Annotated in this window: 33 protein-coding genes; all 33 read left to right on the plus strand. The window is 40.1% G+C overall.

The features are described 5' to 3' along the window. Positions 1-56 precede the first annotated feature (56 nt). Positions 57-365: a 30S ribosomal protein S10 gene (gene rpsJ / locus HMPREF2988_RS06860; RefSeq protein ID WP_002290443.1), complete on the plus strand. Its 309-nt coding sequence runs from the start codon at positions 57-59 to the stop codon at positions 363-365. 30 nt (positions 366-395) lie between these two features. After that, on the plus strand, positions 396-1025 hold the full coding sequence (rplC, locus tag HMPREF2988_RS06865; RefSeq protein ID WP_002290445.1) for a 50S ribosomal protein L3: 630 nt from the start codon (positions 396-398) through the stop codon (positions 1023-1025). Between the two features lie 27 nt (positions 1026-1052). Further along, positions 1053-1676, plus strand: a complete 624-nt coding sequence (rplD, locus tag HMPREF2988_RS06870; RefSeq protein WP_002290446.1) for a 50S ribosomal protein L4 — start codon at positions 1053-1055, stop codon at positions 1674-1676. Further along, complete coding sequence (gene rplW, locus HMPREF2988_RS06875) at positions 1676-1966, plus strand: 50S ribosomal protein L23 (RefSeq protein WP_002290449.1); 291 nt, start codon at positions 1676-1678, stop codon at positions 1964-1966. Before rplD ends, rplW begins: the two co-directional genes overlap by 1 nt. Positions 1967-2004: 38 nt before the next feature. Next, complete coding sequence (gene rplB, locus HMPREF2988_RS06880) at positions 2005-2838, plus strand: 50S ribosomal protein L2 (RefSeq protein ID WP_002290451.1); 834 nt, start codon at positions 2005-2007, stop codon at positions 2836-2838. 42 nt (positions 2839-2880) lie between these two features. Continuing rightward, on the plus strand, positions 2881-3159 hold the full coding sequence (gene rpsS / locus HMPREF2988_RS06885) for a 30S ribosomal protein S19 (protein ID WP_002288655.1): 279 nt from the start codon (positions 2881-2883) through the stop codon (positions 3157-3159). A gap of 22 nt (positions 3160-3181) precedes the next feature. After that, positions 3182-3529, plus strand: a complete 348-nt coding sequence (gene rplV, locus HMPREF2988_RS06890; protein WP_002290452.1) for a 50S ribosomal protein L22 — start codon at positions 3182-3184, stop codon at positions 3527-3529. A 13-nt stretch (positions 3530-3542) separates the two neighbouring features. Further along, positions 3543-4199, plus strand: a complete 657-nt coding sequence (rpsC, locus tag HMPREF2988_RS06895) for a 30S ribosomal protein S3 (protein WP_002288659.1) — start codon at positions 3543-3545, stop codon at positions 4197-4199. 2 nt (positions 4200-4201) lie between these two features. Beyond that, positions 4202-4636 carry a 50S ribosomal protein L16 gene (gene rplP / locus HMPREF2988_RS06900; RefSeq protein WP_002288661.1) on the plus strand — a complete coding sequence of 145 codons (435 nt, stop codon included), beginning with the start codon at positions 4202-4204 and terminating at the stop codon, positions 4634-4636. Further along, positions 4626-4814 (plus strand): 50S ribosomal protein L29, encoded by a 189-nt coding sequence (rpmC, locus tag HMPREF2988_RS06905; protein WP_002288664.1) that lies wholly within the window; start codon positions 4626-4628, stop codon positions 4812-4814. The genes rplP and rpmC overlap by 11 nt, the downstream gene beginning before the upstream one ends. 24 nt (positions 4815-4838) lie before the next feature. Further along, positions 4839-5105 (plus strand): 30S ribosomal protein S17, encoded by a 267-nt coding sequence (gene rpsQ, locus HMPREF2988_RS06910; protein ID WP_002288668.1) that lies wholly within the window; start codon positions 4839-4841, stop codon positions 5103-5105. 57 nt (positions 5106-5162) lie between these two features. Further along, the gene (gene rplN, locus HMPREF2988_RS06915; RefSeq protein ID WP_002288669.1) at positions 5163-5531 is read left to right on the plus strand and encodes a 50S ribosomal protein L14; all 369 of its coding nucleotides are present in this window, start codon (positions 5163-5165) and stop codon (positions 5529-5531) included. A gap of 36 nt (positions 5532-5567) precedes the next feature. After that, positions 5568-5876: a 50S ribosomal protein L24 gene (rplX, locus tag HMPREF2988_RS06920; protein WP_002288670.1), complete on the plus strand. Its 309-nt coding sequence runs from the start codon at positions 5568-5570 to the stop codon at positions 5874-5876. Between the two features lie 27 nt (positions 5877-5903). Beyond that, positions 5904-6443 carry a 50S ribosomal protein L5 gene (gene rplE, locus HMPREF2988_RS06925; RefSeq protein WP_002288671.1) on the plus strand — a complete coding sequence of 180 codons (540 nt, stop codon included), beginning with the start codon at positions 5904-5906 and terminating at the stop codon, positions 6441-6443. 18 nt (positions 6444-6461) lie between these two features. Further along, on the plus strand, positions 6462-6647 hold the full coding sequence (locus tag HMPREF2988_RS06930) for a type Z 30S ribosomal protein S14 (protein ID WP_002288673.1): 186 nt from the start codon (positions 6462-6464) through the stop codon (positions 6645-6647). 35 nt (positions 6648-6682) lie between these two features. Further along, positions 6683-7081: a 30S ribosomal protein S8 gene (rpsH, locus tag HMPREF2988_RS06935; RefSeq protein ID WP_002288675.1), complete on the plus strand. Its 399-nt coding sequence runs from the start codon at positions 6683-6685 to the stop codon at positions 7079-7081. A 31-nt stretch (positions 7082-7112) separates the two neighbouring features. Next, on the plus strand, positions 7113-7649 hold the full coding sequence (rplF, locus tag HMPREF2988_RS06940) for a 50S ribosomal protein L6 (protein ID WP_002309839.1): 537 nt from the start codon (positions 7113-7115) through the stop codon (positions 7647-7649). A 160-nt stretch (positions 7650-7809) separates the two neighbouring features. Beyond that, positions 7810-8166: a 50S ribosomal protein L18 gene (gene rplR / locus HMPREF2988_RS06945; RefSeq protein ID WP_002288679.1), complete on the plus strand. Its 357-nt coding sequence runs from the start codon at positions 7810-7812 to the stop codon at positions 8164-8166. A gap of 20 nt (positions 8167-8186) precedes the next feature. Further along, positions 8187-8687 (plus strand): 30S ribosomal protein S5, encoded by a 501-nt coding sequence (gene rpsE, locus HMPREF2988_RS06950; RefSeq protein ID WP_002288681.1) that lies wholly within the window; start codon positions 8187-8189, stop codon positions 8685-8687. 14 nt (positions 8688-8701) lie between these two features. Beyond that, a complete protein-coding gene (gene rpmD / locus HMPREF2988_RS06955) occupies positions 8702-8881 on the plus strand; it encodes a 50S ribosomal protein L30 (protein WP_002290455.1) in 180 nt (59 codons plus the stop codon). Positions 8882-8924: 43 nt separating this feature from the next. Continuing rightward, positions 8925-9365 (plus strand): 50S ribosomal protein L15, encoded by a 441-nt coding sequence (gene rplO, locus HMPREF2988_RS06960; RefSeq protein WP_002288687.1) that lies wholly within the window; start codon positions 8925-8927, stop codon positions 9363-9365. Further along, positions 9365-10660 (plus strand): preprotein translocase subunit SecY, encoded by a 1296-nt coding sequence (secY, locus tag HMPREF2988_RS06965; RefSeq protein WP_002288688.1) that lies wholly within the window; start codon positions 9365-9367, stop codon positions 10658-10660. Before rplO ends, secY begins: the two co-directional genes overlap by 1 nt. Before the next feature lie 61 nt (positions 10661-10721). Then, positions 10722-11369 (plus strand): adenylate kinase, encoded by a 648-nt coding sequence (locus tag HMPREF2988_RS06970; protein WP_002288690.1) that lies wholly within the window; start codon positions 10722-10724, stop codon positions 11367-11369. 190 nt (positions 11370-11559) lie between these two features. Then, on the plus strand, positions 11560-11778 hold the full coding sequence (infA, locus tag HMPREF2988_RS06975; protein WP_002288695.1) for a translation initiation factor IF-1: 219 nt from the start codon (positions 11560-11562) through the stop codon (positions 11776-11778). A 32-nt stretch (positions 11779-11810) separates the two neighbouring features. Continuing rightward, positions 11811-11927 carry a 50S ribosomal protein L36 gene (gene rpmJ, locus HMPREF2988_RS06980; protein WP_002288710.1) on the plus strand — a complete coding sequence of 39 codons (117 nt, stop codon included), beginning with the start codon at positions 11811-11813 and terminating at the stop codon, positions 11925-11927. Positions 11928-11944: 17 nt separating this feature from the next. Next, the gene (gene rpsM, locus HMPREF2988_RS06985; protein WP_002288713.1) at positions 11945-12310 is read left to right on the plus strand and encodes a 30S ribosomal protein S13; all 366 of its coding nucleotides are present in this window, start codon (positions 11945-11947) and stop codon (positions 12308-12310) included. A 27-nt stretch (positions 12311-12337) separates the two neighbouring features. After that, positions 12338-12727: a 30S ribosomal protein S11 gene (gene rpsK, locus HMPREF2988_RS06990; RefSeq protein WP_002288714.1), complete on the plus strand. Its 390-nt coding sequence runs from the start codon at positions 12338-12340 to the stop codon at positions 12725-12727. A gap of 79 nt (positions 12728-12806) precedes the next feature. Continuing rightward, entirely contained in the window at positions 12807-13745 is a 939-nt protein-coding gene (locus HMPREF2988_RS06995) for a DNA-directed RNA polymerase subunit alpha (protein ID WP_002288715.1), read from the plus strand. Positions 13746-13772: 27 nt separating this feature from the next. After that, positions 13773-14153: a 50S ribosomal protein L17 gene (rplQ, locus tag HMPREF2988_RS07000; RefSeq protein ID WP_002288716.1), complete on the plus strand. Its 381-nt coding sequence runs from the start codon at positions 13773-13775 to the stop codon at positions 14151-14153. Between the two features lie 271 nt (positions 14154-14424). Then, positions 14425-15264, plus strand: a complete 840-nt coding sequence (locus HMPREF2988_RS07005) for an energy-coupling factor ABC transporter ATP-binding protein (RefSeq protein WP_002290456.1) — start codon at positions 14425-14427, stop codon at positions 15262-15264. Continuing rightward, entirely contained in the window at positions 15240-16109 is an 870-nt protein-coding gene (locus HMPREF2988_RS07010; RefSeq protein WP_002329760.1) for an energy-coupling factor ABC transporter ATP-binding protein, read from the plus strand. The genes HMPREF2988_RS07005 and HMPREF2988_RS07010 overlap by 25 nt, the downstream gene beginning before the upstream one ends. Beyond that, positions 16099-16896, plus strand: a complete 798-nt coding sequence (locus tag HMPREF2988_RS07015; RefSeq protein WP_002315505.1) for an energy-coupling factor transporter transmembrane component T family protein — start codon at positions 16099-16101, stop codon at positions 16894-16896. The genes HMPREF2988_RS07010 and HMPREF2988_RS07015 overlap by 11 nt, the downstream gene beginning before the upstream one ends. Positions 16897-17099: 203 nt before the next feature. Beyond that, on the plus strand, positions 17100-17846 hold the full coding sequence (truA, locus tag HMPREF2988_RS07020; protein ID WP_070770285.1) for a tRNA pseudouridine(38-40) synthase TruA: 747 nt from the start codon (positions 17100-17102) through the stop codon (positions 17844-17846). Positions 17847-17885: the final 39 nt, after the last annotated feature.

A 17885-nucleotide genomic window follows, 5' to 3' on the forward strand; every position in this document is an offset into this window, starting at 1 on the left:
CGGAAATTTTCGTGGAGCTATGTCTACTTTTCAAAATAGGCGAAGGAGGGAACAAGATGGCAAAACAAAAAATTCGTATCCGTTTAAAAGCGTATGAACACCGTATTTTAGATCAATCAGCGGATAAAATCGTGGAAACTGCAAAAAGAACTGGAGCTAGCGTGTCTGGTCCAATTCCATTACCAACTGAACGCAGTCTTTACACAATCATTCGTGCGACTCATAAATACAAAGATTCACGCGAACAATTCGAAATGCGTACACACAAACGTCTTATCGACATTGTGAACCCAACACCAAAAACTGTTGATGCTTTGATGAAGCTAGACTTACCATCTGGTGTAAACATCGAAATCAAATTATAAAACTAAAACAAAAATAATGGAGGTGTACTCATGACCAAAGGAATCTTAGGGAAAAAAGTGGGAATGACACAAATCTTCACTGAATCTGGTGAATTAATTCCAGTTACTGTTGTAGAAGCTACGCCAAACGTAGTACTACAAGTGAAAACAATGGAAACGGATGGCTACGAAGCTATTCAAGTTGGTTACCAAGATATGCGTGAAGTTTTATCAAACAAACCTGCGAAAGGTCATGTTGCAAAAGCAAACACGGCTCCTAAGCGCTTCATTCGTGAATTCAAAAATGTTGAGCTAGGAGAATATGAAGTAGGAAAAGAAATTACAGTAGATGTTTTCCAAGCAGGAGACATTATTGATGTAACAGGTACTACGAAAGGTAAAGGATTCCAAGGGGTTATCAAACGCCACGGACAAAGCCGCGGACCAATGGCTCACGGTTCTCGTTACCATCGTCGTCCTGGGTCAATGGGTCCAGTTGCACCTAACCGTGTATTCAAAAACAAACGTCTTGCTGGCCGTATGGGTGGCAACCGCGTAACTATCCAAAACTTGGAAGTTGTACGTGTAGATGCAGAAAGAAATGTTATCTTGATCAAAGGTAATGTTCCTGGAGCGAAAAAATCTTTAATCACTATCAAATCAGCTGTGAAAGCTAAATAATTGTAGGAAGAAAGGAGGAACTAAGGAATGCCGAATGTAGCATTATTCAAACAAGATGGAAGCCAAAACGGTGAAATCACACTTAACGAAGAAATCTTCGGAATTGAACCTAATGAAAGTGTTGTTTACGATGCAATCGTAATGCAACGTGCGTCATTAAGACAAGGAACACACGCGGTTAAAAACCGTAGCGCTGTTCGTGGCGGTGGACGTAAACCATGGCGTCAAAAAGGAACAGGTCGTGCACGTCAAGGATCTATCCGCTCACCACAATGGCGTGGAGGTGGCGTAGTCTTTGGACCAACACCACGTTCTTACAGCTACAAACTTCCTAAAAAAGTTCGTCGTTTAGCAATGAAATCTGTATTGTCAGAAAAAGTTGCTGAAAACAACTTGGTAGCAATCGAAGGCTTGAACTTCGACGCACCAAAAACAAAAGAATTCAAACAAGTTCTTGCTAACTTATCTATCGACTCTAAAGTATTGGTTGTTCTAGAAAAAGGTAACGACTTTGCTGCTTTATCAGCACGTAACTTACCAAACGTTTCTGTAGTAACTTCTGATAATGTGAGTGTGCTAGACGTTGTATCAAATACAAAAGTGTTAGCAACACAAACTGCTCTTACTCAAATTGAGGAGGTGCTTGCATAATGAACTTACTAGACGTAATCAAACGCCCAGTGATCACTGAAAAATCAATGCTTGCCATGGATGACAAGAAATACACTTTTGAAGTGGACACTCGCGCAAACAAAACTTTAGTAAAACAAGCGGTAGAAGCTGCTTTTGACGTTAAAGTCAAAAACGTGAACATCGTGAACGTACGTGCGAAATTCAAACGTATGGGCAAATATGCAGGATATACAAAAAAACGTCGCAAAGCGATCGTTACATTGACTGAAGATTCAAAAGAAATCCAATTATTCGAAGCTGCTGAATAAGCACTAATAGATAACTCATTAAATTAGGAGGGAAAAACGTGGCGATTAAAAAGTACAAACCTACCTCAAATGGTCGTCGTAACATGACAGGTTCTGATTTTGCTGAAATCACAACATCAACACCTGAAAAATCATTGTTACAACCATTGAAAAACCATGCTGGACGTAACAACAACGGCCGCATCACTGTACGTCATCAAGGTGGCGGACACAAACGCCAATATCGCGTGATCGACTTCAAACGTAACAAAGACAACGTTGTTGCAACTGTTCAAACGATCGAATATGATCCAAACCGTTCAGCTAACATCGCGTTAGTACACTATGAAGATGGAGTGAAAGCTTACATCTTAGCACCTAAAGGACTAGAAGTGGGTATGAAACTTGTTTCAGGTCCAGAAGCAGATATCAAAGTCGGAAATGCTCTTCCATTAGAAAACATTCCAGTTGGTACTGTTATCCACAACATTGAAATGAAACCTGGTAAAGGTGGACAATTGATCCGTTCTGCTGGTACAAGTGCTCAAGTACTTGGTAAAGAAGGCAAATACGTATTGATCCGCTTGAACTCTGGTGAAGTTCGTATGATCTTAGCTGCATGCCGCGCAACAATCGGTTCTGTAGGTAACGAACAACACGAATTAATCAACATCGGTAAAGCTGGACGCTCTCGTTGGATGCGTAAACGCCCAACTGTACGTGGTAGCGTAATGAACCCTAATGATCACCCACACGGTGGTGGTGAAGGTAAAGCTCCTATCGGACGTAAAGCACCAGTTTCTCCTTGGGGTCAACCAGCTCTTGGTTACAAAACTCGTAACAAAAAAGCTAAATCAGACAAACTTATTGTTCGTCGTCGCAAAAATAAATAATTACTTTGACCATGTGTCGCACATTTTGAGAGGAGGTTCACCATGGGTCGTAGTTTAAAGAAAGGACCTTTTGTCGATGAGCATTTAATGAAAAAAGTTGAAGCTCAAGCAGGGGTTGAAAAGAAAAAAGTTATCAAAACTTGGTCACGCCGTTCAACAGTTTTCCCAAGTTTTGTTGGATATACCATCGCAGTTTATGATGGACGTAAACATGTACCAGTTTACATCCAAGAAGACATGGTAGGACACAAATTAGGTGAATTTGCACCTACAAGAACTTATCGTGGACATGCTGCTGACGATAAGAAAACGAAACGCTAATTTGAGGGGAGGATAAATCCAAATGGCAGAACAAATCACATCAGCTAAAGCAACTGCAAAAACAGTTCGCACTTCACCTCGAAAAGCCCGTTTAGTAATTGACCTTATCAGAGGTAAAAGTGTCGCAGATGCAATTTCAATCTTGAAATTCACACCAAACAAATCTGCTGGAATCATTGAAAAAGTATTGATGTCAGCAGTTGCGAATGCAGAAAATAACTTTGACTTAGATGTTGAAAACTTGGTAGTAACCGAAGCTTTTGTTAACGAAGGACCTACAATGAAACGTTTCCGTCCTCGTGCAAAAGGATCAGCTTCTCCAATCAACAAACGTACAAGTCATATCACGGTAGTCGTATCAGAAAAATAAGGAGGGATAATCAGTGGGTCAAAAAGTACATCCAATTGGAATGCGTGTAGGCATCATCCGCGACTGGGATGCTAAATGGTATGCTGAAAAAGAGTATGCTGAGTTCTTACACGAAGATTTAAGAATCCGTAAATTTATTTCAACTAAACTTGCTGATGCTGCTGTATCAACAGTTGAAATCGAACGTGCAACAGGTCGCGTAAACATTTCAATTCACACAGCTAAACCAGGTATGGTTATTGGTAAAGGCGGTTCTGAAGTCGAAAGCCTAAGAAAAGAATTAAACAAATTAACTGGTAAAAGAATCCACATCAACATCGTGGAAATCAAAAAACCAGATCTAGATGCAAAATTAGTAGGTGAAGGAATCGCACGTCAATTAGAAAACCGTGTTGCTTTCCGTCGCGCTCAAAAACAAGCGATCCAACGCTCAATGCGTGCTGGCGCTCAAGGGATCAAAACTCAAGTATCTGGTCGTCTAAACGGAGCAGATATCGCTCGTTCAGAAGGATACTCAGAGGGAACTGTTCCTCTTCATACTTTACGTGCGGACATTGATTACGCATGGGAAGAAGCAGATACAACATACGGAAAACTAGGAGTTAAAGTGTGGATCTATCGTGGAGAAATTCTTCCAACTAAAAAAAACACTGAGAAAGGAGGGAAATAATCATGTTAGTACCTAAACGTGTAAAACACCGTCGTGAATTCCGCGGAAAAATGCGCGGGGAAGCTAAAGGCGGAAAAGAAGTAGCATTCGGTGAATACGGTTTGCAAGCTGTTGATTCACATTGGATCACAAACCGCCAAATCGAAGCTGCTCGTATCGCAATGACTCGTTACATGAAACGTGGTGGGAAAGTATGGATTAAAATTTTCCCTCACAAATCTTATACTGCCAAAGCAATTGGGGTACGTATGGGTTCTGGTAAAGGGGCACCTGAAGGATGGGTTGCACCAGTAAAACGTGGTAAAATCATGTTTGAAATCGCAGGCGTTCCTGAAGAAGTAGCTCGTGAAGCGTTACGTCTAGCTTCTCACAAATTACCAATGAAAACTAAGATCGTAAAACGTGAGGAAATGGGTGGTGAATCGAATGAAGGTTAAAGAAATCAGAGAATTAACCACTGCCGAAATGCTTGATCAAGAAAAACAATTAAAAGAAGAATTGTTTAATCTTAGATTCCAATTAGCAACAGGTCAATTAGAAAACACTGCACGTATTAAAGAAGTACGTAAATCGATTGCACGCATCAAAACTGTGTTGCGTGAACAAGCTAAGTAATTATGGAAGGAGGCCATTAAGCGTATGACTGAAGGAAGAAATCAACGCAAAGTTTATCAAGGTCGCGTGGTTTCAGACAAAATGGATAAAACAATTACCGTTGCTGTCGAAACAAAGAAAAACCACCCTATCTATGGCAAACGCATGAACTATTCTAAGAAATACAAAGTGCATGATGAAAACAACACAGCAAAAGTTGGCGACATCGTGAGAATTATGGAAACTCGTCCATTATCAGCTACAAAACGTTTCCGTTTGTTGGAAGTAGTCGAAGAAGCAGTTATTATCTAATAACACGAGATTTTCCTATATAGATTGAATGCAAAATCTGAAAGGAGGATACACAACGTGATCCAAGCAGAAAGTCGTTTAAAAGTCGCTGATAACTCAGGCGCACGTGAAATTTTGACGATCAAAGTCCTTGGTGGATCTGGTCGTAAAACTGCTAACATCGGTGATGTGATCGTTGCTACGGTTAAACAAGCAACGCCAGGTGGGGTTGTCAAAAAAGGTGACGTCGTTAAAGCCGTTATCGTTCGAACAAAATCAGGAGCTCGTCGTACAGACGGTTCATATATTAAATTTGATGAAAATGCTGCAGTGATTATTCGTGATGATAAAAGCCCTCGTGGAACACGTATCTTTGGGCCAGTTGCACGTGAACTACGTGAAAACAACTTCATGAAGATCGTTTCACTAGCACCAGAAGTTTTATAATCTTGAGACACTTATCAAAGGAGGTGCGAAACAGTTATGTTTGTTAAAAAAGGCGATAAAGTTAAAGTTATCACTGGAAAAGACAAAAACAAAGAAGGCGTTGTACTAGCAGCGTTCCCGAAAAAAGATAAAGTTATTGTCGAAGGTGTAAATGTCGTTAAAAAACACCAAAAACCTTCTCAAGCTGCTCCTCAAGGTGGAATTGTTGAGATGGAAGCGCCAATTCATGTTTCTAACGTGATGGTGGTTGACTCTACTGGTGTAGCTGGCCGAGTTGGCTACAAAGAAGTAGACGGCAAAAAAGTCCGTGTTTCTAAAAAAACCGGTGAAGTTTTAGATAAATAAAAGTTTAAGGAAGGAGGGTCTTACTGAATGAACCGCCTAAAAGAAAAATATCTTAAAGAAGTAACTCCATCATTGATGGAAAAATTTAACTATAGCTCTGTTATGCAAACACCTAAAGTTGAAAAAATCGTCATCAACATGGGTGTTGGTGATGCGGTATCAAACGCTAAAAACTTAGATAAAGCAGTTGAAGAATTAACTTTGATCACTGGTCAAAAACCAATGATTACAAAAGCTAAAAAATCAATCGCTGGATTCCGTTTACGTGAAGGAATGCCAATTGGTGCAAAAGTTACATTGCGCGGAGAAAGAATGTACGAATTCTTAGACAAATTGGTTTCAGTTTCACTACCACGTGTACGTGACTTCCATGGTGTAAGTAAAAAAGCCTTTGACGGTCGTGGAAACTATACTTTAGGTATTAAAGAACAATTGATCTTCCCAGAAGTAGATTATGATTTAGTAGATAAAGTACGTGGTATGGACATCGTTATTGTAACAACAGCAAACTCTGATGAAGAATCTCGTGAGTTGTTGACACAATTAGGCATGCCATTCCAAAAATAATTAAAGGAGGCGAACTACGTGGCTAAAAAATCAATGATTGCTAAAAACAAACGTCCTGCAAAATTTTCAACACAAGCTTATACTCGTTGCGAACGTTGCGGACGTCCACATTCAGTTTATCGTAAGTTCCATCTTTGCCGTATTTGCTTCCGCGAACTTGCCTATAAAGGTCAAATTCCCGGCGTGAAGAAAGCTAGCTGGTAAAAAGTAAATTCGCATAAGAAGGAGGTAAAAGATCAATGGTCATGACAGATCCAATTGCAGATTTTCTAACTCGTATCCGTAACGCAAACATGGTTAAACATGAGTCTTTAGAAGTACCTGCATCAAAAATTAAACGTGACATCGCTGAAATCTTGAAACGTGAAGGTTTCGTTCGTGATGTTGAATACATCGAAGATGACAAACAAGGCGTGATCCGTGTTTTCCTAAAATTTGGTAAAAACGGCGAACGTGTTATCACAAACTTAAAACGTATCTCTAAACCAGGTTTGCGTGCTTATGTCAAAGCTGACGAAGTACCAAAAGTATTGAACGGTTTAGGTATCGCAATCATTTCGACTTCTGAAGGTGTTGTCACTGATAAAGAAGCTCGTGAAAAAAATATCGGCGGCGAAGTTATCGCTTACGTATGGTAATCAAGTAGAATCTACAAGGAGGTGTCTTTAAGTGAGCCGTATCGGAAATAAAGTCGTTGTGATCCCTGAAGGAGTAACAGTTACTCAAGAAGGAAACAACGTTACAGTTAAAGGACCAAAAGGTGAATTGACTCGTACTTTCTCAGCAGATATCAAAATGAATATCGAAGGAAACGAAGTGACTTTCACTCGTCCAAACGACAGTAAAGAAATGAAAACAATTCATGGAACAACTCGTGCGAACTTCAACAACATGGTTGTAGGTGTCAGCGAAGGATTCCAAAAAGCGTTAGAACTAATCGGGGTTGGGTACCGTGCACAATTACAAGGATCAAAACTTGTATTGAACGTTGGTTACTCACATCCAGTAGAAATCACACCACCAGCTGGAGTAACTGTTGAAGTACCAGCTAACACACAAGTAATTGTTAAAGGTGCGAACAAAGAAGAAGTTGGCGAATTAGCTGCAAATATTCGCGGAACTCGTCCTCCAGAACCTTATAAAGGTAAAGGTATTCGTTATGTTGGCGAATATGTACGCCGTAAAGAAGGTAAAACTGGTAAATAATCGTTTAGAAAAATTGCATAGAAGCCAGCAGCAGGAAAAAGGTATTTGGCTGAAGTTTACCTTCAAAAAAATAAATTTCTACTTGTGCCGCAGCTTCTATTTTTCGAAACGTATTTACTGCTTGAAATAGTAGTACAATAAAAATAAAGAGGTGACAATTGTGATTACAAAACCAGATAAGAACAAAACACGTCAAAAGAGACATCGTCGTGTACGTAACAATATCTCTGGTACTGCTGAGCGCCCACGCTTGAACGTTTTTCGTTCTAACAAAAACATCTACGCTCAAATTATTGATGACGTAGCGGGTGTAACGCTAGCAAGTGCCTCTACCTTGGATAAAGAAATTTCAGGTGGAACAAAAACAGAAGCAGCACAAGCTGTCGGTAAACTAGTTGCTGAACGTGCAGCTGAAAAAGGCATTAAAGTAGTAGTCTTTGACCGTGGTGGATACCTTTACCATGGCCGTGTGCAAGCTTTAGCTGAAGCAGCTCGCGAAAATGGACTAGAATTTTAGAAGAAGGAGGAATACCATTCATGGTTTATATCGATCCAAAACATTTGGAATTAGAAGACCGCGTTGTTGCAATTAACCGTGTAACAAAAGTTGTTAAAGGTGGACGTCGTCTACGTTTTGCTGCTTTAGTTGTTGTCGGTGACAAAAACGGACACGTAGGATTTGGTACAGGTAAAGCTCAAGAAGTTCCTGAAGCAATCCGTAAAGCAATTGAAGATGCGAAGAAAAACTTAGTTGAAGTACCTATGGTTGGTTCAACAATCCCACACGAAGTAATCGGTGCTTTTAGTGGTGGTAGAATCCTAATGAAACCTGCTGTAGAAGGTTCTGGGGTTGCTGCTGGCGGACCAGTTCGTGCCGTATTAGAATTAGCTGGGGTAGCAGATATCACTTCTAAATCTTTAGGCTCAAATACACCAATCAACGTTGTTCGCGCAACAGTTGAAGGTTTGAAACAATTGAAACGTGCAGAAGAAGTTGCAGAACTTCGCGGCAAATCAGTTGAAGAATTAATCGGATAAGGAGGACAACAATAATGGCTGAATTAAAAGTTACTTTAAAACGCAGTATTATCGGACGTCCTCAAAACCAACGCGATACAGTTAAAGCGTTAGGTCTTACAAAGATTAACAGTTCAGTGGTTAAGCCTTCTAATGAAGCAATTAAAGGCATGATCAATACTGTTTCTCACCTAGTGGACGTTGAAGAAGTTTAATTAAAAAAAATCAGAACTAGAACATTAAGGAGGTGCCAAACCTATGAAACTTCATGAATTAAAACCTGCTGAAGGTTCACGCCAAGTACGTAACCGTGTTGGTCGTGGTACTTCATCTGGTAACGGAAAAACTGCCGGACGCGGACAAAAAGGACAAAAAGCCCGTTCAGGCGGTGGTGTGCGTTTAGGATTTGAAGGGGGACAAACACCATTGTTCCGTCGTTTACCAAAACGAGGATTCACAAACGTGAACCGTAAAGACTATGCAGTCATCAATCTTGATGTATTGAACCGCTTTGAAGACGGAGCTGAAGTAACTCCTGTTGCTTTAGTTGAAGCTGGAATCGTGAAAAACGAAAAAGCTGGAATCAAAGTATTAGCTAACGGGGAACTAAACAAGAAATTAACTGTGAAAGCAGCAAAATTCTCTAAAGCAGCTCAAGAAGCAATTGAAGCGGCTGGTGGATCAATCGAGGTGATCTAATGTTTAGACTATTAAAAGATGCTTTTAAAGTAAAAGACATTAGATCGAAAATCCTATTTACTGTATTTGTGTTGTTTGTATTTCGCCTAGGTGCACATATCACTGTACCAGGCGTAAATGCTGCTTCATTGCAAAACCTTTCTTCTTTGCCATTTTTCAACATGTTGAACTTGGTAAGTGGTAGTGCGATGCAAAACTTCTCCATTTTCTCAATGGGGGTTTCACCATACATTACTGCTTCTATCGTCATTCAGCTTCTTCAAATGGACATCGTGCCTCGATTTGTTGAATGGTCGAAACAAGGGGAAGTGGGACGTAAAAAATTGAATCAAGCCACTCGATATCTGACATTAGTATTGGCATTTATCCAATCTGTCGGTATCACTGCTGGATTCAACCAATACGCTCAATTAGGTTTCGTCAATAATCCTAACGTAGCAACTTACGTAACGATCGGTTTGATTCTAACAGCCGGTACGATGTTTGTTACTTGGCTAGGAGAACAGATCACAGAAAAAGGTATCGGAAATGGCGTATCAATGATCATTTTTGCAGGTATCATTTCTAGATTGCCTGAAAGTATCAGAGAAATTTATGAAGATTACTTTATAAATATCGATCCTTCAGACATATGGAAATCTGCTATTTTTGTGGCCATTTTATTAGTAGCGGTCTTATTGATCGTGACATTCGTAACATTTTTCCAACAAGCTGAACGCAAGATCCCGATCCAATATACGAAACGTGTCGCTGGCGCGCCTACAAGCAGCTATCTGCCGTTGAAAGTAAATGCAGCTGGAGTTATTCCAGTTATCTTTGCTAGTTCGTTTATTGCTACGCCAAATGCTGTTTTACAAGCATTGAGTGGTAGATTCGGTTCTGAAAACTGGTATAAAGTGATGATGGAGATCTTTAACTATAATACAGCACCTGGTGCTACGATTTATACGATTCTGATCGTTGCCTTCACTTTCTTCTACGCCTTTGTACAAGTAAACCCTGAGAAATTAGCGGAAAACTTGCAAAAGCAAGGAAGTTATATACCAAGCGTACGCCCTGGTAAGGGGACTGAAGAGTATGTCTCAAGATTACTGATGCGTTTAAGTACAGTTGGTGCAGTCTTCCTTGGTTTAGTGGCATTACTTCCAATCATTGCTCAAATGGTTTGGGATCTTCCACAATCAATCGGATTAGGCGGTACAAGCTTACTGATCGTTATCGGTGTAGCTTTAGAAACTGCGAAACAGTTAGAAGGCTTAATGCTGAAACGTAAATATGTTGGATTCATTGAGTAAGAAAGCGTGTTGAGGTTCTTCCTCAACACACGTTCTCACACATTTATTAGGAGGGAAAACAATGAACCTCATTTTAATGGGGCTGCCAGGCGCAGGTAAAGGAACACAAGCTGAAAAAATCATTGACGCTTATGGTATTCCGCACATCTCAACAGGAGATATGTTCCGCGCAGCGATGCAAAACGAAACAGCTCTTGGCCTGGAAGCAAAGTCTTATATGGATAAAGGTGCATTAGTTCCTGATGAAGTAACAAATGGAATCGTGAAAGAGCGACTAGCTGAACCAGATACAGAGAAAGGCTTCTTATTAGACGGCTTTCCACGTACACTAGATCAAGCAAAAGCTCTGGACGCAATGCTAAAAGATTTGAATAAAAAAATTGATGCTGTCATCGATATCCATGTTGGTGAAGAAATCTTGGTCGAACGTCTAGCCGGCCGATTTATCTGCAGCAATTGTGGAGCAACTTACCATAAAATTTTCAACCCTACAAAAGTTGAAGACACATGTGATCGTTGCGGTGGGCATGAATTCTATCAAAGAGAAGATGATAAACCTGAGACGGTTAAAAATCGTCTGGCTATCAACATCAAAAATAGTGAACCAATCTTGGCTTATTATAAAGAACAAGGTTTGCTAAACACTATTGATGGTGCTCGTGAAATCGATGCTGTATTTGCAGATGTACAAAAAATCATTGAAAAATAGCACGATTGCCCGTAGCCGACTTGCATTATGCAGTTACTCTTGTCAAGTTCAATAAATTATGATAGAATATGTCAGTCCGACTTCTAGAGAATCCTCTAGATGATCCATTTTGAGAATTTTGAGGTGGGAACTGCAGTTTCCGCCATTTTATCGTGTGAAAATGCGAAACAAGTACAAGGAGGTACTGTGCGTGGCAAAAGAAGATATGATTGAAGTCGAAGGTACAGTCGTCGAAACTTTGCCGAATGCAATGTTTAAAGTTGAACTAGAAAACGGACACCAAGTTCTTGCTACTGTTTCAGGTAAAATTCGTATGCATTACATCCGTATCTTACCTGGTGACAAAGTAACGGTTGAATTGTCTCCATACGATCTTAACCGTGGCCGTATTACTTATCGCTTTAAATAATTGTACTCCGTAAAACTACAGGAGGTATTATCATGAAAGTAAGACCATCAGTAAAACCAATGTGCGAACATTGTAAAGTAATTCGTCGTAAAGGACGCGTTATGGTGATTTGCCCAGCAAATCCAAAACATAAACAACGTCAAGGATAATTGGAGGTGCTATAAATATGGCTCGTATTGCAGGAGTAGATATTCCTCGTGATAAACGTGTGGTAGTTTCACTTACTTATATCTATGGTATTGGTAACACTACTGCTAAAAAGATCTTAGCTGATGCTGGTGTATCTGAAGATGTTCGCGTTCGTGAATTAACGAATGAACAAACAGATGCTATCCGTGCAGAAGTAGATAAATTAAAAGTTGAAGGGGATCTTCGTCGTGAAGTGAACTTGAACATCAAACGTTTGATGGAAATCGGTTCTTACCGTGGAATCCGTCATCGCCGTGGATTGCCTGTTCGTGGACAAAACACGAAAAACAATGCACGTACTCGTAAAGGCCCAGCTCGCGCTATCGCTGGCAAGAAAAAATAATTCTTAAGTGAAGGAGGTTAAAACTTCATGGCAGCAAAAAAAGTGAATCGTAAACGCCGTGTGAAGAAGAATATAGAAGCAGGTATTGCACATATCCATTCTACATTCAATAACACTATCATCATGATCACTGATACTCACGGAAATGCATTAGCGTGGTCATCAGCTGGTTCATTAGGTTTCAAAGGAAGCAAAAAATCAACTCCTTTTGCCGCTCAAATGGCAGCAGAAACTGCTACAAAAGCAGCAATGGAACACGGATTAAAGACTGTTGAAGTAACAGTTAAAGGACCTGGTTCTGGACGTGAAGCAGCAATTCGTTCATTACAAGCTACAGGTTTAGAAGTGACTGCAATTCGTGACGTGACTCCAGTTCCTCATAATGGTGCCCGCCCTCCAAAACGCCGTCGTGTTTAATGAGTGCCGCTCATTTTGAGTTTTATCAGTAACGTCATTGAACAAGACACTTTTCGTTTTGAAAGGGGTAAAGATAAGAATGATTGAGTTCGAAAAACCAAGAATCGCAAAAATTGATGAAGAAAAAGATTATGGCAAGTTCATCGTTGAACCTCTTGAAAGAGGGTATGGGACTACTTTAGGGAATTCCCTACGTCGTATTTTATTATCTTCTTTGCCAGGTGCTGCCATCACTAATATTCAAATCGATGGTGTACTGCATGAATTCTCTACCATTAAAGGTGTTAGAGAAGACGTCACTCAAATCATCTTGAACATTAAAGGCTTAGCGCTGAAAATGTATGGCCAAGAAGAAAAAACCCTTGAAATCGATATTACCGGACCTGCTACAGTAACTGCTGGCGATATTATCGTTGATAGTGATGTAGAAATTCTTAACAAAGATATGTACATCTGTAGTGTCTCTGAAGGAGCTACGTTCCATGCTCGCTTAACAGTGAAACCTGGACGTGGTTATGTTCAAGCAGATGAAAATAAAAAAGAAGATATGCCAATTGGCGTTCTTCCAGTCGATTCAATCTACACACCTGTTCGTCGTGTGAACTATCAAGTTGAGAACACACGTGTTGGACACCGTGAAGATTTTGATAAATTGACGATGGAGATTTGGACAGATGGTTCAATCGAACCGTTGGAAGCAATGAGTTTATCTGCGAAAATCATGACTGAACATTTGGATATTTTTGTGAACTTAACTGATGAAGCAAAAAATGCTGAAATCATGGTCGAAAAAGAAGAAACACAAAAAGAAAAAATGTTGGAAATGACGATCGAAGAGTTAGACTTGTCTGTTCGCTCTTACAATTGTTTGAAACGTGCAGGAATCAATACTGTACAAGAACTTACAAATAAATCTGAGCCTGAAATGATCAAAGTCCGTAACTTAGGACGTAAATCATTAGAAGAAGTTAAAGCAAAATTGCACGACTTAGGTTTAGGTTTACGTAAAGAAGATTAAAACCTTTTACGAAGGAGGGAAACCAACGTGAGTTATCGTAAACTAGGACGCACATCTAGCCAACGTAAAGCGATGTTGCGTGATTTAACAACTGATTTATTAATCAACGAACGTATTGTGACTACTGAAGCTCGTGCGAAAGAAGTTCGCTCAACTGCAGAAAAAATGATCACTTTAGGTAAACGCGGAGATTTGCATGCACGTCGTCAAGCTGCGGCTTTCGTACGTAATGAAGTTGCCAGCGTGCGTGAAGAAAATGAGGACATCGTCATTGAATCAGCTTTACAAAAACTATTCAACGATATTGCACCTCGTTACGCAGAACGTCAAGGCGGATACACACGCATTTTGAAGACAGAACCAAGACGCGGTGATGGTGCACCAATGGTTGTCTTAGAACTTGTCTAAAATCACACTAATAACATCACTTTATAGATGATTCTTTTAGAGTGTTATGATGTTGGAAGATATTTTTCCGAGTCTAGCTCAGCGCTGCTCCTCAAGCGAATATCGCTTGGGGAGTAAGCACTCATCATAAAGTGTTTTTTTATACCTTCAATTAACTGTCATGACAGCTCTGCTTGAAGGCATAAAAAAACATTTTAAGCGAGAAATAATTGAAAATTTTGTCTTTTTTTGATAGTGTTAGTAGGAACTTTAGGATGAAGAAGGAGTAATCATGGAGCCAATTATTGAATTAGAGAAAATAAATTACAAATACCAGCCAGATGATCTTCGCCCCGCATTGAAAGATGTCTCCTTTACAATTGATAAAGGTGAGTGGATCGCTATTATTGGACACAACGGTTCAGGAAAATCGACACTTGCCAAAACAATCAATGGGCTACTTCTGCCAGAATCAGGGGTCGTGAAAGTCGGAAATCAAGTATTGGATGAAGAAAACATTTGGACGATCCGGCAAATGGTTGGAATGGTTTTTCAAAATCCAGACAATCAGTTCGTTGGTTCGACAGTAGAAGATGACGTTGCGTTTGGTCTTGAAAATCAAGGGATTCCCAGAGAAGAAATGCTGATACGTGTGAAAGATGCACTTGAGAAAGTTAGAATGGCTGAGTTTGCTACACGCGAGCCTGCTCGTTTATCAGGAGGACAAAAACAACGTGTTGCTATTGCCGGCGTGGTTGCCTTACGACCTGATATCATTATTTTAGATGAAGCAACAAGTATGCTAGATCCAGAAGGCCGTGAAGAAGTGATTTCTACGATCAAGAAGATCAAAGAAGAAAGTCAATTGACCGTTATATCTATCACTCATGATATTGATGAGGCAGCTAATGCTAATCGGATACTAGTGATGAGACAAGGAGAACTTGTCCGTGAAGGTACACCAAAAGAAATCTTTTCTGCGGGGCCTGAACTGATCGATTTAGGTCTAGATCTACCATTTCCTGAAAAACTGAAACGTGCACTGAAAGAACGTGGGGTAGATGTGCCAAGTGAATATATGACAGAAGAAAGGATGGTGGATTGGTTATGGACATCCGTTTTGAACAAGTAGACTTCACTTATCAGCCGAATACACCATTTGAACAACGAGCCTTATTTGACATCAATATGACGATCAAAGAAAACAGTTATACTGCATTAGTAGGGCATACCGGAAGCGGGAAATCAACTTTACTCCAACATTTGAATGCGCTTGTTAAGCCAACAAGCGGTACCGTCCATATTGGAGAACGCGACATTCAGCCAGATACGGATAATAAAAATCTAAAGCCTATCCGAAAAAAAGTCGGCATCGTCTTTCAGTTTCCAGAAGCACAGCTATTCGAAGAAACGGTGGCAAAAGATATTGCCTTCGGTCCTAAAAACTTTGGTGTCAGTGAAGAAGAAGCGCTGATACTAGCAAAAGAAACATTAGAACAAGTTGGACTGGATGAAAGCTATTTGGAACGTTCACCATTTGAACTTTCAGGAGGGCAAATGCGTAGAGTAGCAATCGCTGGTGTGCTTGCCATGAAGCCTGAAGTACTTGTATTGGATGAACCAACGGCAGGACTTGATCCTCAGGGAAGAAAAGAAATGATGGAGATGTTTTGGCGTCTTCATAAGGAACAACAGATTACTATTGTTTTAGTGACGCATTTAATGGATGATGTAGCCAATTTTGCAGACTATGTCTATGTACTGGAGAAGGGGCGAATCGTTAATAGCGGGCAGCCTCAAGAGGTTTTTCAAAACATCGAATGGCTAAAAGAAAAACAGTTAGGTGTACCTACTGCCACAGAATTTGCAGAAGAATTAATGGCTAAAGGGATGGACTTCACTACCTTACCTTTGACAGCTGAAGAATTAGCAGACGCCATCATCCATTCTGCTGGAGGAAATGCCCATGATGAATAAATTGATATTTGGTCGTTATATGCCAGGAGATTCCTTGATCCATCGATTGGATCCCCGAGCCAAATTATTAGCCAGTTTTTATTTTATTGGTATCATTTTTTTAGCAAATAATTGGGAAACATATCTTGTATTGGCAGTTTTCACATTATTTTCTGTCTTCTTATCAAAAGTAGACTTGAAATTTTTTATCCGAGGTATTCGCCCATTGATTTGGCTGATCCTCTTTACTGTAGCTTTGCAAGTCTTGTTTACTAGTGGCGGAGAAACTTATTGGAGTTGGGGTGTTTTCCATATCACTGAATTTGGTGTGATGAACGGTCTCTTTATTTTCTGCCGATTCGTGTTGATTATTTTTATGTCGACGCTACTCACGCTTACTACACCGCCTTTGGAATTATCTGATGCGATTGAGTACTTGCTTCGTCCATTGAAAGCCGTACGGTTCCCAGTCCACGAAATTTCTTTGATGCTGTCGATTGCGCTTCGTTTTGTGCCTACATTGATGGATGAAACAGAAAAGATCATGAACGCTCAGCGCGCGCGTGGTGTTGACTTTGGTGAAGGCAATCTAGTTCAGAAAATGAAAGCAGTCATTCCTTTGCTGATTCCTTTATTTGTTAGCAGTTTCAACCGAGCGGAAGATCTTGCGACCGCTATGGAAGCAAGGGGCTACAAGGGCGGGGAAGGAAGAACGAAATATCGTGTCTTGCATTGGCATAATAGAGACACGATGGTTATCATTGCTTTTATATTATTAACCGTGCTGCTGATCTTTTTAAGAGGATAAACGTTCAGTGGACCGCTATCTATCCTTTTCTTGCTAATCTATTTGCAAGAAAGGATGCGAACAGTGTATGACAAGAAGCATTAGGGTCTGTGGCAGACTAATGTCACAGGCCTCTTTCTTTTATTTGAAAAAAAGAACAAACAACATTATCTGGAAAAACCACTATTTCTAGACAACTTTTTAGAAACAAAGGAGAGAAAACCATGGTACGTTACAAAGCAATCATTGCATACGACGGAACAAATTTCAATGGGTTCCAGAAACAGCCAAATGGACGTACTGTTCAAGAAGAAGTAGAAACAACATTACAAAGAATGGCAAACGGGAAAGAAATCACGGTCTTTGGTTCGGGAAGGACAGATGCCGGAGTACATGCAATCGGGCAAGTGATCCATTTTGATTATCCAGAAGAACGCCCATTAGAACGAATGCGTTTTGCGTTAGATACCCAGTCACCAGAGGATATCGCTGTAAGAAAAGTAGAAATCGTTTCAGAAGAATTTCATGCAAGATATTTGGTCAAAGAAAAAACTTATCAATTTCGAGTGGATATAGGCAAGCCACGCAGTCCCTTTCGACGTCATTATGCCAGTTATTATCCTTACCCACTTGATTTGGGAAAAATCCAGCGGGCGCTACCTGATTTATTGGGGACCCACGATTTCACCTCTTTTTGTGCATCAGGAAGCTCGATAGAGGATAAAGTACGTACGATCTATGAGGCTAAGATGGAGGTCAATGAAACAAAAGACGAACTGTTGTTTACTTTTAGAGGAAATGGCTTCTTGTATAAGATGATACGTATCTTAGTAGGAACGCTATTGAAAATTGGTAATGGCCGATTGCCTGAAGATAGTATCCCAGCGATTATTGCGAAAAAAGATCGTAATGCAGCAGGACCTACAGCACATCCTGAAGGACTTTATTTGTATGAAGTGAAATATGAATAAGAGGTTGTAAAAAAGCTGTCCTGCATCAAGCAATAAGAA

Source organism: Enterococcus sp. HMSC061C05 (genome assembly GCF_001814765.1).
Taxonomy (GTDB): domain Bacteria; phylum Bacillota; class Bacilli; order Lactobacillales; family Enterococcaceae; genus Enterococcus_B; species Enterococcus_B lactis.